Raw genomic sequence first — 18,583 nt, forward strand, 5'->3', positions numbered from 1 at the left:
ACTATCCAAAAGAGTGTCTGTCACTATCTTATCCGTTGTTTGTTTACTACTATATCATTTATATTAAACGAAGTTAGTTTGTTAAATTTTACTAATAGAAAAATATAAAAAAATTTTCAAATCAAAACTGTATATTTAAATAAGTATTTAATCTCTTTTAACATATAAATATAGAAGTTTTGATAAAATATAAAATATTAGACAAAAGGAGCTAAATGAAAATATCTTTAGTTTTAAGCGGCGGAGGTGCAAGGGGATATATACATATCGGTGTTATTGAAGAGTTAAAAGCTCAAGGATATGAAATTGTTTCAATTAGCGGCACTTCTATGGGAGCGCTTATCGGTGCTTTAGAAGCATGCGGCAAACTTGATATATATAAAAACTGGGTTGAATCGTTAGAACTTATTGACATACTCAAATTTATTAAACCTCCTTTTAAGTTAAACGGTGATAAAATTTTCAATAAAATCAAAGAGCTTGTCGGAGAATATTATATTGAAGATCTGCCTATAAAATTTACGGCTGTTGCAACGGATTTGAAAAAAGGCAAGGAGGTATGGTTTCAAAAAGGTCCTTTGTGGGAGGCTGTAAAAGCGTCAGCAGCTATACCTGGCGTGTTTGAGCCAGTACATCTTCATAATATGACGCTTGTTGACGGCGGTGTGCTTAATTTAATGCCGGTGGCGCCTGTAATGAGCGATATAAGCGATTTGATAATTGCCGTTAATTTATATGGGGAAGAAGATAAGGAAATCAAGGTAAGGTACAAGAAAGAGACAAAAAAGAAAATTAATATTCTTCATGAAATGTGGGATAAAATATTTGAAGAAAAAGACGACCCGACAAGCATGTCTATTGAACTTATGATGAAAGTGATCTTTAGATACAGAAGAGCGGAATATATTCCCGATCTGGAAATTAAATTTCCGTCAAATATAGCAAACTGGTACGAATTCCACAGAGCGATTGAGCTTATAGAAATAGGCAGGGAATATACAAGGGAAGTTTTAATAAAAGAAAAAATGAGAAAGCAGGATAAACACAAATAACTCAGTTTCATTTTGTTATAATTTCGCAAAAAGGAGAAGACATGCAAAAAATATTTACTAAAAACGCTCCTGAAGCAATCGGGCCGTATTCACAAGCTATTAAAGTAGGCAATTTTATTTATACATCCGGACAGATTGCTCTGACTCCTCAAGGCGATTTTTTGGATGTTGATGTTAAAACACAGACGAAACAGGTGTGTGAAAATTTAAAAGCTGTTTTGGAAGCTGCCGGTGCAAAACTGGAAAATGTAGTAAAAACAACAATATTTTTAGACGATATTAATAATTTTACGGCTGTTAACGAAGTTTACGGAGAATATTTCACTCACAAACCTGCAAGAAGCACCGTTGCTGTAAAAGAGTTGCCAAAAGGTGCTAAAGTTGAAATTGAATGCGTTGCATTCGTGGAATAAAACTTAAACTTTTCTTAATTTAAGTTTAGTTTAAGGAAATATAGTTAATATTTCATCCTAAAAAACCAATAAAGGGTTAAAGAAATGTATGCAGTTATTAAACATGGCGGAAAACAATATAAAGTAAGCGTTGGAGACGTATTAGAACTTGATAGAATTGAAGGTGCTGAGCCTAAATCAAGTATAGAATTAAATGAAGTTTTATTAGTAAAAGGTGATGATACTAAAATCGGTGCGCCTCTTGTAGAAGGTGCTAAAGTAGTAGCTGAAGTAATTAATAACGGAAGAGGAAAAAAAGTTATTATTTTCAAAAAAAGAAGAAGAAAAGATTCTAGAAGAAAAAGAGGTTTCAGAAGAGACTTCACTAGAGTAGTAATTAAAGAAATCGTAGCTTAATTTAAGGAGATTCCATGGCACATAAAAAAGGACAAGGGTCAACTCAGAACAACAGAGATTCTGCTGGTAGAAGACTTGGCGTTAAAAAATTCGGAGGAGAGTTCGTAAGAGCAGGTAATATTATTATCAGACAAAGAGGAACAAAAGTTCACCCTGGTAATAACGTTGGACTAGGAAAAGATCATACTATATATGCTTTAATTGACGGATACGTAAAATTCGAAATTAAAGACAAACAAAGAAAAAAAGTTTCAGTATATCCGATCGAAAACAACTAATTCTCTCTTTTTCCCCTCATTTTAATTCATAATTTGATAAAATTCATAATTAGTTAATGGCTAGTAGTTAATTATTAGCAGTTGAAAATATACAGTGTATATTAATAATCATTACCTATTATCCATTGTAAAAGGAAATAAATGTTTGTAGATAATATTAAACTAAAAGTAAAATCAGGCAAAGGCGGTCAGGGCTGTGTAAGTTTCAGACGTGAGAAGTTTGTAGTAAAAGGCGGACCTGACGGCGGAGACGGCGGAAAAGGCGGAGATGTTATTATTGAATGTGACAATAACACCCATACTCTTTCTCATTATAAAGGAAGAAAGCTTTTAAAAGCTAAAAACGGAAGACCTGGAGAGGGAAGAAAAAAACACGGTGCAAACGGTGAAGATTTAGTACTTAAAGTACCGCCAGGAACACTTATTAAAGACGCAGAGACAGGCGAAGTGCTTTTGGATATGAAAGAACACGGTGAAAGAAAAATTTTACTTGAAGGAGGCAGGGGAGGACTTGGAAACTGGCATTTTAGAGGTCCGAGAAACCAGACTCCAAGATACGCTCAGCCAGGAGAAGAGGGTAAAGAACTGGAAATTGTACTGGAACTTAAGCTAATAGCCGATGTAGGGCTTGTAGGATTTCCTAATGCCGGAAAATCAACTTTGATAAGTACTCTTAGCAATGCAAAACCTGAAATTGCAAATTATGAATTTACAACATTAACACCTAAACTGGGCGTAGTAAGAGTTGATGAATACAGAAGTTTTGTAATGGCAGATATTCCCGGAATTATTGAGGGTGCTCATGAAGGAAAAGGTCTTGGAATAGAGTTTTTAAAACATATAGAAAGAACTTCGACAATTCTTTATATGATAGATATGGCTTCATTCAGAGATCCAGTATATCAATTTAAAACATTGCAAAAAGAGCTTAAAGAATACAGTGAAAAATTGGCAAGCAGGGATTATGCCATTGCTCTTACTAAATGTGACAGTGTGGATACTGAAAAAATAGAAGAGTTTTTTGACAAACTCGGTATTGAAAAAAGCGAACCTAAGTATAAAGCAAATCCGGAATATCCTTGCCATTTTGATGATAAAACATTTGTTTTACCTATCAGTTCAGTCGCAAATATTAACATAGAGGCGCTTAAATTTGCTTTATATGATCTTATTGAAAAAAGTAAAAGAAAAGAAAATGAAGAGACTGGTTTTTAAAGTCGGAACGGCTACATTATACGAAGACGGACATTTAAGTAAAAGAATAGATGAAATCGTAGAGCTTTTAAGCGAACTTAATAAAAAATATGAAGTTTTATTGGTAAGCAGCGGGGCTGTAGGAGCCGGATATACCAGATGTCCGCTTGATAAAAGCAGACTGGAAAACAAACAGGCCCTTGCAGCAATCGGACAGCCGCTTTTAATGAAAGAGTATAAAGAAAGATTTCACAAATACGATGTGACTGTTGCTCAGGTTTTGGTTACGGCTGCCGATTTTGACAGCAGGAAAAGAACAGAGAATGCTAAAAAAATGATCAATGTTTTACTTGAAAATAAAGTGATTCCGATTATAAATGAAAACGATTCAGTTTCCGTTGAGGAGATATTATTCGGAGACAATGACCAGCTGAGCGCTTATGTTACTTATTATTTTAATGCTGATATGCTTTTTATTTTAAGCGATATAGACGCCTTTTATACCGATAATCCGAAAACGAACAAAAGCGCGAAGCCTTTAAAAGTTGTAAAAGAAATAAAAGACGAGTGGCTTAAACAGGAATGTAATCCAAATGATAAATTTGCAACCGGCGGAATAGTTACCAAACTGAAAGCCGCGAAATTTTTAATGGACAGAGGAAAATCTATGTTTCTTGCAAGCGGATTTAATTTAGACGATGTAAAATCGTTTATTAAAGGTGAACATAAAGGCGGAACACTCTTTATGGGAGAAAAGTAAAAATTAAAAGTGTAAAGTTGGGAGGTATTGTATGAAGGTCGTTGCTACAAACAGAAAAGCTTATCATGATTATGATATATATGATAAATACGAAGCCGGAATAGAACTAAAAGGAAGCGAAGTTAAGGCTCTCCGCCAGGGCAGGGTAAATCTTAAGGATTCATACGTAAGAATAAAAGACGGTGAAGTTTGGTGGCTTCAGGGGCATATAAGCAATCTTGACACCACATATAAAGCTTACAGACATGACGAAAAAAGACCGAGAAAACTTCTGCTTCATAAAAGCGAAATAGCTAAGCTTGCAGGATATACAAGCGAAAAAGGCTATACACTGGTGCCTTTAAGAATATATTTTAATAACCGTAACCGCGCCAAGCTTGAAATTGCAGTGGCCAAAGGTAGAAAGCTTCATGATAAACGCAGAGTAATGAAAGAAAAAGAACTTAAAAAAGAAGCCGCAAGCGCTATGAAGAGATACGGGTTTTAAAAAGTTAGCTGTGAAGTTGATAAGTAGTGAAGTTGTGAGGGATAAGGTTAATTAGTTATTTGTATATTGGTATATTAGTTATTAATGGTTAAGTTATTAAAGTTTGAAATTGGTTAAGATTAATTTGGGTTGACTAAGTTGGAAGAGGGAGTTTAAGCGTTAATAAGCTCTTTTAAATCTTCCAAAACTTTTGCCGCGTGACCTTTGGCTTTTACTTTTTTATATTCTTTTACAATTTCTCCTTCAGGGTTTATGATAAAAGTCGATCTGATAACTCCTTCATATTCTTTTCCGTACATTTTCTTTTTGCCCCATGCTCCGTAGGCTTTTAATACTTCTTTATCCTCATCGCTTAAAAGCGTAATGCTTAGGTTGTGTTTTTCGATAAAGTTACAGTGTCTTTTCGGACTGTCCGGGCTTATTCCTATTACAATTGCGCCAAGTTTTTCAAATTCATCCAACAATTCGCTGAATTCTTTTGCTTCAGTTGTACAACCCGGTGTATTGTCTTTTGGATAAAAATATAAAACTATCCATTTTCCTTTTAAATCCCTAAGACATATTTCAACGTTGTCCTGATTGGGTAAACAAAACTCATATGCTTTCATTATGCTCCTTTTACATTAATTTTACTTTATTTTAGTGATATTTTATAAATTTGTCAAAAAAAACGTCATAGCTTTTAAAAAGTGACATTTAAGTGATATAATAAAGAAAAAAAAGGGTGAAGATGAAGAAGATTTTTTACTCTCTTTCTTTAAGAAACACTATGATTATTATCATAGCATTGGCTACAATGGTGATTTCTTATTACAATATTAGGGATTTAATGACTTCAATGCAGATAGAAAAAGAAAAAACGGCATTGAGAGAACTGGTAATGCTTAGTAAATCATTAAGCGCCCTTATTCACGAAACTCAAAAAGAAAGGGGGGCCAGTGCAGGTTATATCGGAAGCGGAGGTAAAAAATTCAAAACAATATTACCTAAACAAAGACAGCTTACAGATGAAAAAATAAGAGAGTATAAAAAAGTATTGAAAACCGTAAATATTAAAAAATATGACGGTGAACTAGAAAGAGAGGTAAACAGATTAAATCAGTATTTAAGCCAGCTGCCTGAAATAAGACAGAAAGTTGATACTCTAAGTATAAGTCTGAAAGACGAAGTAAAATGGTATACGCAAATGAACGCCACTATTCTTAAAATTATAGGCTTAACTTCCAGACTTGCTCCGAATGAAAGAATAGCAATGGATCTTGCCGCATATGTCAGCTTTTTAAAAGCAAAAGAAAGATCTGGTATAGAAAGAGCGATACTTAGCGCCACATTTAGTGCTGATAAGTTTAAACCTGGAATGTTTGTGAAGTTTATAAGACTGATTTCAGAACAGGATGCGTATTTGGACGACTTTTTAACATTCGCTTCACCTGAAATGAAAAAAATGTATTATCAGCTTATACAGGATCCTTCTTTTAAAGAAGTAAACAGAATGAGAAATATAGCTTTACAAAAAGCTCAAGAAGGACATTTTAATATTGACCCTGAGTACTGGTTTAAAACCATAACCAAAAAAATAAATATTCTGAAAAAGATTGATGACAGAATTTCTGATATTATTTTGAGAGATTTAAACAATATAAAAGACCATTATATACTTCAGACTGTTATTGGAGTACTTATAAACATCATTATGATCATATTCGGTTATATGAGCGTTAAAAAACTTGAAATGCAGTTAAGAAGTTTAAAAGGGCTTATTTTAACAATCGCAAAAGATAAAGATTTATCTTTAGAAATCAGAATATATGAAAAAGACGAATTCGGAACAATCAGAATGGCCCTTAAAGAGTTCCTTGAAATATTGCATGATGTAATGACAAGCGCTTATATGAGTTCAAACGAAAATAAAAAATTTGCAACCAATTTAAGAAACGCGTTTAGAAAAATAAATGAAAATATCCAAAAAGAAGCTGAAATCGTAACCCAAGCCGCTGAAACAGCAGATGAACTTAAAGATAATCTTTTAGAAGAATCGCAGACTTCTAATGAAGTTAAAAATAATATTTTAATAGCAAACGAAAGTTTAAAAGAAGCTATGCAGTTGATAGATACAACAATGGAAAACATTCAGCAGAATGCTCAAAACGAAAACGATCTTGCTTTAAAACTGCAGCAGCTTTCCCAGGATGCGGAACAGGTTAAAAATGTATTGACTGTTATTAGTGAAATAGCCGACCAGACTAATTTACTTGCGTTAAATGCCGCAATAGAAGCCGCCAGAGCCGGAGAACACGGAAGAGGGTTTGCCGTTGTTGCGGATGAAGTGAGAAAACTTGCGGAAAGAACCCAGAAATCGTTAGGTGAAATTGATGCGACAATCAATGTAATAGTACAGTCTATCAATACTGCAAACGATGAAATGCATCAAAACATCGAAAATGTAAATTTAGTAACTAATCAAACCCAGGAAGTTCAGGCTAAAATAGGCGATGTTTCAAATGAAATGGAAGTTGTTGTGGAAAAAGTACAGCATAATGTGGACAAAGTTGAAGCCATTGTAAAAATAATGCAGGAATTTATTGAAAAAATGGAAAATATTAAAAAAATGTCAAATGAAAATAAAAAAAGCGTTCTTGAAAATAATCAAAATATTCAAACAATTGCAGAACTTGCGGATAAGCTTCTTAAAGAAATCAGCCAGTTTAAAATATAACCCCTTTTGGGTTGTATTAATTAAAGTAAATATTCCAGACTCTGTGACTTGAAAAAAGGAAAAATATGTGGCCTCCTGAAACTCCATATTTAACAGTAGACGGGATAGTGAAAATATTTAATCCAGAATTTGAAGGAATAGTACTTATAAAAAGAAAAAATCCTCCTTTGGGATTTGCTTTGCCGGGAGGTTTTGTAGACAGGGGAGAAAAGGTCGAACATGCTCTTGTTAGGGAAATGAAAGAAGAAATAGGAGTTAATGTAAAAATTCAAAGACTTTTAGGCGTTTATTCTGATCCAAATAGAGATCCCAGACTTCATACGGCAAGCTGTGTATTTGTATGTGTGGCAGAGAGCCTTCCGACAGCGGGAGATGATGCAAAAGAAGCGTTTGTCGTAAAGCTTGAAGATATACCATGGGATAAACTTGTATTTGATCATGCGGCCATTTTGAAAGATTTTTTATTGAGTTGTTAAATGGATAAATAGGAAAGTTGTGAAGTAGATAAGTTGTGAAGGCTGAAAGGTTAAGAATTGAGAATTGAGAATTGAGTTGTGGTGACAGACACTGTTATTTTAGAATAAAAAAAGCCGTTATAATCCGGCTTCTTTTAGAGCTTCGGCCTGATAGTGAGCAATTAGAGGATCTATAATTTCGTCAAAAAGTCCTTCACTCATAATTTGTTCAAGTCTGTAGAGCGTCAGACCGATTCTGTGGTCTGTTATTCTGTTTTGTGGGTAATTGTACGTTCTGATTCTTTCGCTCCTGTCACCACTTCCTACCTGGCTTTTTCGAGCTTCTCCGATAGCGGCAAGTCTTTCATTTTCAAGTTTTTCAAAAACTCTGGCTTTAAGTATCTGCATAGCTTTGTCTTTGTTTCTCTGCTGGCTTCTTTCATCCTGCATTGATACGGTGATACCTGTTGGTATGTGAGTCATTCTTACGGCACTTTCCGTTTTATTAACGTGCTGCCCTCCGGCTCCTCCGGCACGCATTACTTCTATTTTAATATCTTTTGGGTCCAGTTCAATATCAACATCGTCAACTTCCGGCATTACTGCCACCGTAACGGCAGAAGTGTGTATTCTACCCTGTGATTCCGTTGCAGGAATTCTTTGAACCCTGTGTGTGCCGCCTTCGTATTTAAGTCTGGAATAAACGCTTTCCCCTTTGATTAAAAGAATAATTTCTTTATATCCTCCCATATCGCTTTTGCTTTCGCTGACTATTTCTACTTTCCATCCTTTATTATCGGCGTAGCGCAGATATGCTTTTACCAAATCTCCTACAAACAGTGCGGCTTCGTCACCTCCCGTTCCGGCTCTTATTTCAAGGAAAATATTTTTATCGTCGTTTGGATCTTTTGGAAGAAGCAGTATTTTGATTTCTTCTTCTAGTTTTGGAAGTTTTTCTTCCGCTTCTTTTAATTCTTCTTTGGCAAGTTCGGCCATTTCCGGATCGTCAAGCATCATTTTTGCTTCTTCTATTGTCTGTATTATACTTTCATACTCTTTAGCTTTTTCTACAATCGGTTCTAGACTTCTGGCCTCACGCGAAAGTTTTGTCATTTTTTTTATATCCTGTGTAATTTCCGGAGAACTTAACATTTGATTTATATCGTTATATTTGTCTACGAACGGTTTTAATTTATCAAGCAGCATTTTAATCCTTTAAAGATTATGTAATTTTTTGGAATTATAACATTTACAGTTACAAATTATTAAAAAGTGGGGTGGGAAGAGGGGGAAAAATAAAAATTATGCTGACGGTTCGATTGATTTTACTAAATGATGAAGTCTAGAAATTTTTCTTCTTGCTGTGTTTTTCTTTAAAATACCTTTATTGATGAAGCTTTGGAATTTTTTGTTTGCTACTTTCCATGCATTTAATGCAGCTTCATAATTTCCTTCAGCTACCGCAGTTTCAACATTTTTAGTGATTGTTTTAATTCTTGTTCTGTAGTATCTGTTTCTCTCTGTTCTTTTTCTTGTTTGTCTGATTCTTTTCTCAGCAGATTTAACGTTTGCCATTTATGTCCTTTTTTGAAGCGTATTTTATAAAAATTTGGTAAAATTTGCAAATAAATATTTCATTTTTAAAAGGAAACGGATGAAACTTTTTGGAACCGACGGTGTAAGAGGCAAGGCGGGGGAGGTGATAACTCCTTTTTTAGCAATGAAGCTTGCAATGGCTTTCGGGGAGAGCCTTGAGAAAAAAACCGGTAAGATTTTAGTCGGAAAAGATACCAGAAGAAGCGGATATATGATAGAAAATGCCCTTGTAAGCGGACTTACAGCAATAGGATATGACGTAATACAAATAGGTCCGATGCCTACACCGGCTATAGCTTTTTTAACGGAAGATATGAGATGTGACGGTGGAATAATGATAAGCGCATCGCATAATCCTTACTATGACAACGGAATAAAATTTTTTGACAGTGAAGGAAATAAACTTTCTACAGATTGTGAAGAAAAAATAGAAAAAAGATATTTTGAAAATAATTTTAATTTAAAAACAGAAAAAGATATCGGAAAAAGTAAAAGAATTGACGACGTAATAGGAAGATATATCGTTCATATAAAATCATCATTTCCAAAACATGTGAATTTAAACGGAATGAGGATAGTTCTTGATACAGCAAACGGTGCGGCGTATAAAGTGGCGCCTACTATTTTTACTGAACTAGGTGCCGATGTTATTACCATTAACGATGAGCCTGACGGATTTAATATAAATCAGAATGCGGGAGCAATGCATCCGGAATATTTGGCTAAAAAAGTGCTTGAATACAGGGCTGACATCGGATTTGCCCTTGATGGCGATGCAGACAGGCTTGTAGTTGTGGATGAGAGAGGAGAAGTTGTAGACGGAGACAAACTTTTAGGCTCTTTGGCATATTACCTTCATAAAAACGGCAAATTAAAAAACAACGGTGTAGCGGTAACGGTTATGAGTAACGGCGCGCTTGAAGATTTTTTAAGCGGCTACGGCATAAAGGTATACAGAAGCGCCGTAGGGGATAAATATGTCTTGGAAGTTATGAAAGAAAAAGGACTGAATTTCGGAGGAGAACAGTCAGGCCATATAATATTCAGCGATTATGCAAAAACAGGTGACGGGCTTGTGAGTGCTCTTAAGGCTGTTGCATATCTTATTGAAAGCGGTAAAAAAGCCAGTGAGGCATTTGATCTGTTTGAACTTTACCCTCAGGTACAGGATAATATTAACGTTTCTACAAAGACTCCTATTAAACAAATAGAAGGTGCTGAGGAAATCCTGAAATCGGTTGAGAGTGAAGGGTACAGACATCTAGTAAGATATTCAGGTACGGAAAATAAACTAAGACTGCTGATAGAAGGTGAAAACGAAAAAAAAGCAAAAGAACTGCTGGTTAAATTAAAAGAATTTTTTAAAAGCAGGCTTTCATAAAGAATGGGGAATGGAGAATTGAGAATTGAGAAAAAGTTAGCGGTTAAGTTTTTAAGTGCGTTTTTTTTAATATTTATTATAGACCAATTGATAAAATATGTTTTTTTACAAGGTTTTGAATTTAACAGCAGGTGCATTTCTTTAGTTCTTACGTTTAATAAAGGTGTGGCTTTTTCCATGTTTGCTTTTTTGGGTGCATATTTAAAATATATTCAGCTGATTTTAATAGGAGTGCTTATTTATGTGTTTTATAAAGAAAAGCTTATTTTCACTCATCCTGTAATAAGCGGTATACTGTTTGCAGCAGCTTTATCCAATCTTTCTGACAGATTTATAAGAGGCGGTGTTGTTGATTATGTATACTGGCACTGCGGATTTGATTTTGCAATATTTAATTTTGCTGATGTTTGTATAGATTTTTCAATAATTATGTTTGCTTATTATTACTTTTTTGGTAAAATTCCAAAGAAGGTCGCGTAGCTCAGTTGGTTAGAGTACTACCTTGACATGGTAGGGGTCACAGGTTCGAATCCTGTCGCGACCACCATTAAATTCTACATATGGGTGTCTGTCACTATATCTATTTAAAGCTGATTAAATATTGTTGATGTATAATTGTGATAATAATTATAAAGGAAACGGATGAGACTATTAATTCAGAATGTGGGTGAAATAGAAATTGAAAATATTGTTTTGGATTATAACGGCACAATAGCGGAAGACGGGATTGTAAAAGAAAGCGTAAAAAGATATATTAAAGAGCTTCAAAGCGAATTCGATATATATGTGATTACTTCCGACACTCACGGCAGCGCGGCCAAAAATCTTGAAGGAACAGATGTTAAGCTTAAAATATTAACAAGTTCTAATCATACAGAAGAAAAAGAAAGTTTTGTAAAAGAGCTGAAAAACGTTTTTGCTATCGGTAACGGAAGCAACGATTCTCTTATGCTTAAAGCGGCGGATATAGGCGTATGCGTGATTGAAGACGAAGGGGCAAGCGTAAAAAGTGTTTTGAATGCTGATATTGTATGTAAAAGTATTGAAAATGCATTTGAGCTTTTGATAAAACCGAAAAGAATCATTGCAACTCTCCGTGAATGAGGCGTTTGAGCTGATTGGTGTATTTGTTGTTTGTGTTGGTGGTTCATAACTTTTATATAAACGTTGTATCATCAACTATAAACCATTAACCATCAACTGTCAACTGTCAAATTTATAAATATATCCTCTGACTTTTGGAGGTATTTTTTCTTTTCTCATTTTTTCTTTGAATTCTTTATCCATTGCGGTTTTTATATAAGGTGCTATATAGATATGTTTTTCATTGCTGTCTATTGCGATTTTTCCCTGGATTACACATGAAAAACCGGTTTTTATTACCTCATCCCTTTGAGCTTTGCTCATTATGACTCCCAGTTCTTTTAAAATAAGGTCTGTTTTTTTAATGTCTATTTCTGGCGATGTTTTTTGAAATCTGTAGAGTTTTTCTTTTTTTTCCCAGTTTTTCTGAAAGAGCAGGTTTAAATCATTTTCAAGATATTCAAAACTTTTTTTTACTCCTTCGGCATACAGATCGATGAATTTATTCGCAAATTCGTCTCTTATAAAATTTCTTTTATATTTTTTGTCAAAATTACTGCGGTCTATAAAATATTTAATTCCCTTTTCATTTAAAAAAGCTACAATTTCTTTACGAGATACATTATAAAAAGGTCTGTATATTTTATAACCCTCTCTCTCCTCCCATTCACCCATTGCTATTATTTCTTTAAGACCTGCGCCTTTTCCAAGCTGCATCAAAAGCCATTCGAATCTGTCGTTTAACTGATGGGCTGTAATGAGTGTATCATAGCCGTGATTTTTTATAATTTCTTCAAAAAATCTGTATCTGCATTCCCTTGCCGATTTTTCAGAAAATTTTTCTAAATAACAGTCTTTAATATAAATTTTTTTATTATATTTGCGTGCAAGCTCTTTGGCATATTCGACTTCTTCATTACTGGTTTCTCTGGTATGGTAATTGACAATGGCCATATCAAAAGATATATTATTTTCCATAAGCCGGAAAAAAAGGGCAGTTGAATCCACTCCCGCTGAAAATGCAAGTAGGTTATTTGATAATTTTTCCAATTAACTGTTCTCCTGCCTGATTTTCTATTTTTACGTTATATAAACCGCCTATTTCAAGATTTTCTATTTCGCTGTCGTTAATTAAAATATCTCCGTCTATTTCTGGAGCCCAGAGTTTAGGGCGGACGCTGTAAAACAGTTCGTCTTCCGTCAGTCCGTCAAGATAACATCTGCAGGTTTTGTTCAGATATTTTTTAAGGGCGTTTTTAGTTGTCTGTTTTACTATTTTTCCCATTTCTTTCGCTCTTTGATCAATTGTGTTTTGAGGAAGTTTGTCTTTTCTTTTGAAAGCCGCGGTATCTTCTTCGTCGGAATATGCAAATACGTTTACCCTGTCGAATTCGAACTCTTTTATGAAATTTTTAAGCTCTTCAAAGTCTTCTTCGCTTTCTCCAGGATGACCTACTATTACGGATGTCCTTATGAAACTGAACTCTTTTTTCATTTCATACAGAAGTGATTTGAGTTTATCAACGCTTCCCGGTCTTTTCATGATTTTAAGCATTTTTTCGCTGATATGCTGTATAGGCATATCGAAATAGTTTTCCACAACGGGTGAAGCGAAGATTCTTCTTATCAGTTTTTTGGTTGTTGTCGCAGGATATAGATATAAGATTCTAACGGTAATGTCTTCGATTTTATCAATTTCGTCAATTAATCGTTCAAGCCCGTCTTTAATGCCTTTGTCTCTTAAATATGAGCTGGAATCCTGAGAAGCAAGTGAGAAATCTTTAAAACCTTTATCTTTTAATCTTTTAATTTCATCAATAATTTCGGGAATTTCTCTTGAATTTAGTCTGCCTTTGAAATTCGGAATGGCGCAAAAGGCGCATTTTTGATTGCAGCCTTCAGAGAGTTTGATGTATGCGTGGTAGCTGCTGCCCGTTATTATTCTCTCGTCGTTGTGAATCAAATAAACTTTTGGGGAAAATTTGGATTTTTTTTCTTTTATGAGTTTGTCAATTTTATCAAAATCTCCGACTCCCGTCCATATGTCTACTTCCGGAATCTCTTTTGGAAGGATGTCTTTATATCTTTCACTAAGACATCCCGTAACAGCAAGAACCGCATTGTCTTTTTTAGCATCAGCCAGTTCAAGTATTGTCTGAATCGATTCCTCTTTTGCAGGATTAATAAATCCGCAGGTGTTTACTATAAGCAGATCCGCTTCGTCAGGATTGTCGGTAAGAGTGTATCCGTCTTTGAGACGGCCAAGCATTACTTCACTGTCTATAAGGTTTTTAACACATCCTAACGACGCTAAATAAAGTTTCTTCAAGAAAATCCTTTTTTTTAAAATTTTATCAAAAGTGTTATAATTATGTAAAATGTGAAAAGGCTGCTGATGGAAAGAATCGGGTTAATTATTGGGCTGGTTTTGACGATTATAGGAATAGTTAAGATAGATATGTTTTTAATTCCTACTTTAAATTATTTTGGGAAATATGTTTTTTTTGCGGCTTTTAATATTTTTGTTTTTTGGGTGGAATGGGTCTTTTATAAAAAATTCGGAGGTTTGATGAAAATAATTATGCCTGCGGTCTTCGGACTAATAATACTGCTGATCGGAGTTAAATTTGCGTAAGATAATTGTTTTTATTGCTACAGTATTGTTTGCTCTAAATACACCAAATCTTGATTACCGCATGGATGAGTGTAAATGGGATAATAATTCTAACACTTTTGAAATATTAAATAGCGGAAGTGCCGGAAGTGATTATAATGCATCGGCAGTAAGCGCTTATGTTCTTAAAGGGAAAATAAATAATGGAGGATACTTTAACGGAAGTTATATGCAGCTTAAAAACTATTTTCCTTTAGGTAACAGTTGGAGTGCTACTTTTTGGGTAAAATTTCCTTTAAATGGAACTGAGAGTCAGGATTATATTTATGAATGGAACCGTGGATGGGATAGATATTATTTATATGTGATAGGCAGTGTTGACGGAACAGGTGATATTGGACTGTTTTTAAAAGACAGTTACGGTGATTATCAGTTTGGAGTTTATGATAATAATGGATATTTAGAATATATTAATATTCCTGATTTAATTGACGGATGGCATTTTTTTGCATTAGTTAATAATGGCGTTTCCACCACTTTATATATCGACGGCAATTCTACGCCTTATACGGTGGACTTGTCAACCAAAGGTAATCTTGCACTTATCGGTAGTTCAACTGATTATTCTAATGATAAAACTATAGGTGCCGAAATGGATGAATTTAAAATTTGGAATAATTATGAACTTTCTACAAGTGAAATTTATAATATTTACAATAATGAAAACAGCGGATTAAATTATGACGGTAGTAGTAGAAATATTATTGAATGTCCTATAAATCAACTGATTGATTTAAAAATGGATGAATGCAGCTGGGATAATGATACTGCTACTTATGAAATAAAAAACAGCGGTGTTATGGGAAATGAATATAATGCCACATCAGTAAATGAAGCAAATGTTACCATAGGTAAGATATGTAACGGCGGAGATATCAACAGCACGTCTACAGAAGATAAAGCGGTTTTATTGGAAAATAATTTTATACTTCCAGCAGATTATACTTTGAATTTATGGATAAAATTTCCGTTAAGTTTTGAAGGACATTATAATTTCGGTAGTAATACTAATAATACTTATTTCTTTAATATTGCGGATAGACCGGGTAGCAGTTATGATTATATATACTTTGATTATAGTAATTCTACCTGGTATTTATGTGTAATGGATGATAATAATAAAGATTGTCAAGAATTTGATCCAAATTCATACAGCGGCTGGCATATGCTGACTTTTAATGTAAGTAGTAGCAATCAAGAAACTGATTTTTATGTAGACGCACAGAAAAAGTTAACATTTTCGGCATATCCTACAGGTAAACTCGGTCTTTTATTTAACAGTGATTATGGAAGTTTTATTGATAATCAGCCAAATGAACAGTCAATCGGAAGTGATGTGGATGAGTTTGAAATTTACTCCCAGATATTGGATGATTCTCAAATTCAAGAGATATATAATTATGAAAACAGCGGTAAAAATTATGATGGAAGTTTGAGAGTATGTCCTATATGTAATTACACGAATAATAAAGACTCTACATTCAATGCAGTGGATTATATATCGGATGTTGCACAGTGTAATGCCGTAAACGACTGGGATGATAATATTACTACAAAATTTGCCGATAAAGAATTTAATTTGACGCTTCTAGCAAAAGATCCTGATACCGATACTCCTTTGGAAGCTAATATTACGAAAGTTACATTGTATTATTACGATTCTTCAAGTAACGGTCAGTGCAGCGGTAATTTAATCGGAAGCAAAGTAATATGTAATAACTGCGGACAGACAAACGCTAACGGATGTATGACACTTGATGAAAACACTCTTAATGTCGACAGAGCCGTAAAATGTGTTGAGGTAAATATTCAGGGCAGGGCTTTAAGCAATACTTCTACCGATGTAAACGAATCAAATTCAACCGATAATTTTGCCGTCAGGCCTTATAAGTTTATAATTACTAATATTCCTAATACAGTGAAAGCCGGGAATGATTTTAATATTACGATAAAAGCTGTCGATGAAAACGGAAATCCAGTTAAAGATTATAATGAAACGGTATATGTTAACGGACAAAGCGTGGATTTAGAGTATAACGAAACAAAAAGCGGATGTAAAACCGGAATTTTAAATAAAGTTTCAGGAGGAAATTTCGTTAACGGTGAAGCCAATATAACGCTTAATTATAATGAAGTAGGAGATTTGAATTTAACGGTAAAAGAAGTAAACGGTAGTGAATACGCTTTAGTAGACAGTGACGATACAAACGATAATCAGAGATTTATACAAAGTGTTTCGGATGTGCTGGATTTTAGTGTGGATCATTTTAAACTCAGTGCGCTTTTTGAAAATTATGATAAAGACGGCAATTTTACCTATTATGACAGAGATTTGAATATCGCTTCTAAACTGGAGCTGAATATTACGGCTGTTGATAAAAACGGAAATGTGCTAAGCAATTACAATAAAGACTGTTATGCTAAAAACATTACCGTGGATATAGCACATAACAATGTCGATGTTAATGTGTCTAAGATACTGTATAAATATATAGATACCAACGGCACGGAATATGACGGCAACGTTTCAAAAGATGAAAATGTTACGTTTGTATATAATAAAAATAATTTTACTACCGATAATAACGGATCAACTAGCGTAAATGTATATTTCAATTTTGACAGAAACTCATCGGTTGTTTTAAATCCTTTTGAATTTAATATTACAGACATTGACGTTAACGATACCGATGCAAACGGAACATTGAATTTAAATGAGACTGCCAGATATTATTACGGCAATCTGCTTTTAAGCGATGTTCTGGCTGTGGAAAACGATTTTAACAAAACATATCCTTTTATCGTATATGATGGAAACGGAGTTCTTAATCCCGGCACAAAAGAGTTTGTTTACGACTGGTATTTAAATGATAAACATTCCGCAATAGACGGCAATGTTACAGATTCGGAAATTGTCGTTTCAAAAGATTTTAACGCATCAAATACCTTAAACGGCGTAACGGTCAGTGTTGTTTCTATTGACAGCGGGAAAATTACGTTTAAAATAGACAGAACAAACAGCAATGTCAATTATGCGGTTATTCATCTGTTAAGCCCGAATCTCAAGTGGCTCTGGTATTCCAAATTTTATGAAAAATATGATATTTCGAATAATTCCAGCTGTTTAAACCATTTCTGTTTTGCCGTTTCATGGCAGAATACAAATAATGAAGGAGAAGTCGGAAGCGGAGAATTTAACGGTACTGAAGCCAATGTAACGGATACCAATTCAACCAAAAGAGGAGTGAAGATATTTAGGTAATTATATCCATATATTATCGATAAGCCTTGTGTTTCCGACTTTTGCCGCAATTAAAATAATAGTATCTCCCGGTTTTATTTCATTAATATAATTGAAATCCCTGTCGACAAATGCGATATACTGAAGTTCGTCCACATCCAGAATATCAAGCATTTCTTTTTTAATTTCTTCAATATTTTTTGTCTTTGACGAAAGTTTGGCGGCTCTTTTAAGTGCTTTGCTGATGCTAAGCGCTCTTTTTCTCTCTTCATCGCTTAAATAAATGTTTCTGCTTGAAAGCGCCAATCCGTCTTTTTCCCTTTTGGTTTCGCATTCAACTATTTCTATATCAAAGAAAAAATTTTTAACCATTTGTTTTATCAGATAGAGCTGCTGGGCGTCTTTTTTGCCGAAATAAGCACGGGTTGGGCGGATTATGTTAAACAGTTTGTTTACAACCTGTAAAACTCCGTCAAAATGTCCCGGACGGTTAAAACCTTCTAGTATATAACCTTTGATTTTAGGGGCTTTTATTAAAACTTCGTCTTTAGTATACATGTTTTCGGCCGTAGGCGTGAAAACTGCGTCGACTCCCGCTCGTTTGCATATTTCAAAATCCGCTTCCAGACGTCTTGGATATTTGTCCAGATCTTCTCCCGGTAAAAACTGGGTAGGGTTTACGAATATCGAAACAATTACATAATCGTTTTCATTTCTTGCTTTTTCTATCAGGCTTAAATGGCCTTCGTGCAATGCTCCCATTGTTGGTACGAAGCCTACAGTGCCTTTAAGTTCTTTTCTGAATTCAGATGCCTCCTGTGGGGATTTTAAAATTCTCATCATCCGCCTTTTTTGGT

The 18,583-nt window shown here is 34.3% G+C and carries 20 protein-coding genes and 1 tRNA gene; 15 read left to right on the plus strand and 6 right to left on the minus strand.

All coding sequences use genetic code 11. From position 1 onward, the window contains the following. Positions 1 to 215: 215 nt before the first annotated feature. From ACZ5EP_RS00470 to smpB, 7 genes are all read left to right on the plus strand, one after another. Complete coding sequence (locus tag ACZ5EP_RS00470) at positions 216 to 1,052, plus strand: patatin-like phospholipase family protein (RefSeq protein ID WP_127681329.1); 837 nt, start codon at positions 216 to 218, stop codon at positions 1,050 to 1,052. A 41-nt stretch (positions 1,053 to 1,093) separates the two neighbouring features. Continuing rightward, positions 1,094 to 1,465, plus strand: a complete 372-nt coding sequence (locus ACZ5EP_RS00475) for a RidA family protein (protein WP_127681327.1) — start codon at positions 1,094 to 1,096, stop codon at positions 1,463 to 1,465. 84 nt (positions 1,466 to 1,549) lie between these two features. Continuing rightward, the gene (gene rplU / locus ACZ5EP_RS00480) at positions 1,550 to 1,861 is read left to right on the plus strand and encodes a 50S ribosomal protein L21 (protein WP_127681325.1); all 312 of its coding nucleotides are present in this window, start codon (positions 1,550 to 1,552) and stop codon (positions 1,859 to 1,861) included. 14 nt (positions 1,862 to 1,875) lie between these two features. Then, a complete protein-coding gene (rpmA, locus tag ACZ5EP_RS00485; RefSeq protein WP_015902555.1) occupies positions 1,876 to 2,139 on the plus strand; it encodes a 50S ribosomal protein L27 in 264 nt (87 codons plus the stop codon). 141 nt (positions 2,140 to 2,280) lie between these two features. After that, on the plus strand, positions 2,281 to 3,354 hold the full coding sequence (gene obgE / locus ACZ5EP_RS00490) for a GTPase ObgE (protein WP_464508976.1): 1,074 nt from the start codon (positions 2,281 to 2,283) through the stop codon (positions 3,352 to 3,354). Beyond that, positions 3,335 to 4,093: a glutamate 5-kinase gene (gene proB, locus ACZ5EP_RS00495; RefSeq protein ID WP_464508977.1), complete on the plus strand. Its 759-nt coding sequence runs from the start codon at positions 3,335 to 3,337 to the stop codon at positions 4,091 to 4,093. Before obgE ends, proB begins: the two co-directional genes overlap by 20 nt. A gap of 31 nt (positions 4,094 to 4,124) precedes the next feature. Continuing rightward, positions 4,125 to 4,580: an SsrA-binding protein SmpB gene (gene smpB, locus ACZ5EP_RS00500; RefSeq protein WP_127681319.1), complete on the plus strand. Its 456-nt coding sequence runs from the start codon at positions 4,125 to 4,127 to the stop codon at positions 4,578 to 4,580. 152 nt (positions 4,581 to 4,732) lie between these two features. On the opposite strand, the gene bcp is transcribed toward smpB, so the two are convergent. Next, positions 4,733 to 5,188 carry a thioredoxin-dependent thiol peroxidase gene (gene bcp, locus ACZ5EP_RS00505; RefSeq protein ID WP_464508978.1) on the minus strand — a complete coding sequence of 152 codons (456 nt, stop codon included), beginning with the start codon at positions 5,186 to 5,188 and terminating at the stop codon, positions 4,733 to 4,735. Between the two features lie 122 nt (positions 5,189 to 5,310). On the opposite strand from bcp, the gene ACZ5EP_RS00510 reads away from it, so the two are divergent. Together ACZ5EP_RS00510 and ACZ5EP_RS00515 are read left to right on the plus strand one after the other, a co-directional pair. Further along, positions 5,311 to 7,296, plus strand: coding sequence for a methyl-accepting chemotaxis protein (locus ACZ5EP_RS00510; RefSeq protein ID WP_464508980.1), 1,986 nt, complete (start codon positions 5,311 to 5,313; stop codon positions 7,294 to 7,296). A 65-nt stretch (positions 7,297 to 7,361) separates the two neighbouring features. Next, positions 7,362 to 7,772, plus strand: coding sequence for an NUDIX domain-containing protein (locus tag ACZ5EP_RS00515; RefSeq protein WP_464508981.1), 411 nt, complete (start codon positions 7,362 to 7,364; stop codon positions 7,770 to 7,772). 117 nt (positions 7,773 to 7,889) lie between these two features. On the opposite strand, the gene prfA is transcribed toward ACZ5EP_RS00515, so the two are convergent. Together prfA and rpsT are read right to left on the minus strand one after the other, a co-directional pair. Next, complete coding sequence (gene prfA / locus ACZ5EP_RS00520; RefSeq protein WP_464508982.1) at positions 7,890 to 8,957, minus strand: peptide chain release factor 1; 1,068 nt, start codon at positions 8,955 to 8,957, stop codon at positions 7,890 to 7,892. Positions 8,958 to 9,053: 96 nt separating this feature from the next. Beyond that, complete coding sequence (gene rpsT, locus ACZ5EP_RS00525; RefSeq protein ID WP_464508983.1) at positions 9,054 to 9,326, minus strand: 30S ribosomal protein S20; 273 nt, start codon at positions 9,324 to 9,326, stop codon at positions 9,054 to 9,056. Between the two features lie 79 nt (positions 9,327 to 9,405). Here rpsT and glmM point away from each other — a divergent pair, with 79 nt between their 5' ends. The 4 genes from glmM to ACZ5EP_RS00545 all read left to right on the plus strand — a co-directional run bounded on the left by glmM (position 9,406) and on the right by ACZ5EP_RS00545 (position 11,832). Continuing rightward, complete coding sequence (glmM, locus tag ACZ5EP_RS00530) at positions 9,406 to 10,728, plus strand: phosphoglucosamine mutase (protein ID WP_464508984.1); 1,323 nt, start codon at positions 9,406 to 9,408, stop codon at positions 10,726 to 10,728. Between the two features lie 3 nt (positions 10,729 to 10,731). Beyond that, the gene (gene lspA / locus ACZ5EP_RS00535) at positions 10,732 to 11,208 is read left to right on the plus strand and encodes a signal peptidase II (RefSeq protein ID WP_127681301.1); all 477 of its coding nucleotides are present in this window, start codon (positions 10,732 to 10,734) and stop codon (positions 11,206 to 11,208) included. Beyond that, positions 11,199 to 11,275, plus strand: a tRNA-Val gene (locus tag ACZ5EP_RS00540). The genes lspA and ACZ5EP_RS00540 overlap by 10 nt, the downstream gene beginning before the upstream one ends. A gap of 95 nt (positions 11,276 to 11,370) precedes the next feature. Beyond that, the gene (locus tag ACZ5EP_RS00545; RefSeq protein ID WP_464508985.1) at positions 11,371 to 11,832 is read left to right on the plus strand and encodes an HAD family hydrolase; all 462 of its coding nucleotides are present in this window, start codon (positions 11,371 to 11,373) and stop codon (positions 11,830 to 11,832) included. Positions 11,833 to 11,931: 99 nt separating this feature from the next. On the opposite strand, the gene tilS is transcribed toward ACZ5EP_RS00545, so the two are convergent. Both tilS and rimO read right to left on the minus strand, forming a co-directional pair. Then, positions 11,932 to 12,789, minus strand: coding sequence for a tRNA lysidine(34) synthetase TilS (gene tilS / locus ACZ5EP_RS00550; RefSeq protein ID WP_464508986.1), 858 nt, complete (start codon positions 12,787 to 12,789; stop codon positions 11,932 to 11,934). Positions 12,790 to 12,841: 52 nt separating this feature from the next. Further along, the gene (gene rimO, locus ACZ5EP_RS00555) at positions 12,842 to 14,140 is read right to left on the minus strand and encodes a 30S ribosomal protein S12 methylthiotransferase RimO (RefSeq protein WP_464508987.1); all 1,299 of its coding nucleotides are present in this window, start codon (positions 14,138 to 14,140) and stop codon (positions 12,842 to 12,844) included. A 66-nt stretch (positions 14,141 to 14,206) separates the two neighbouring features. Between rimO and ACZ5EP_RS00560 the strand changes: the two genes are divergently transcribed. After that, positions 14,207 to 14,446 carry a hypothetical protein gene (locus tag ACZ5EP_RS00560; RefSeq protein WP_464508988.1) on the plus strand — a complete coding sequence of 80 codons (240 nt, stop codon included), beginning with the start codon at positions 14,207 to 14,209 and terminating at the stop codon, positions 14,444 to 14,446. Then, positions 14,439 to 17,747 carry a hypothetical protein gene (locus ACZ5EP_RS00565; RefSeq protein ID WP_464508989.1) on the plus strand — a complete coding sequence of 1,103 codons (3,309 nt, stop codon included), beginning with the start codon at positions 14,439 to 14,441 and terminating at the stop codon, positions 17,745 to 17,747. The genes ACZ5EP_RS00560 and ACZ5EP_RS00565 overlap by 8 nt, the downstream gene beginning before the upstream one ends. On the opposite strand, the gene panC is transcribed toward ACZ5EP_RS00565, so the two are convergent. Beyond that, the gene (gene panC / locus ACZ5EP_RS00570) at positions 17,748 to 18,566 is read right to left on the minus strand and encodes a pantoate--beta-alanine ligase (RefSeq protein WP_464508990.1); all 819 of its coding nucleotides are present in this window, start codon (positions 18,564 to 18,566) and stop codon (positions 17,748 to 17,750) included. Positions 18,567 to 18,583 lie beyond the last annotated feature (17 nt).

This window comes from Nautilia abyssi (genome assembly GCF_055388085.1).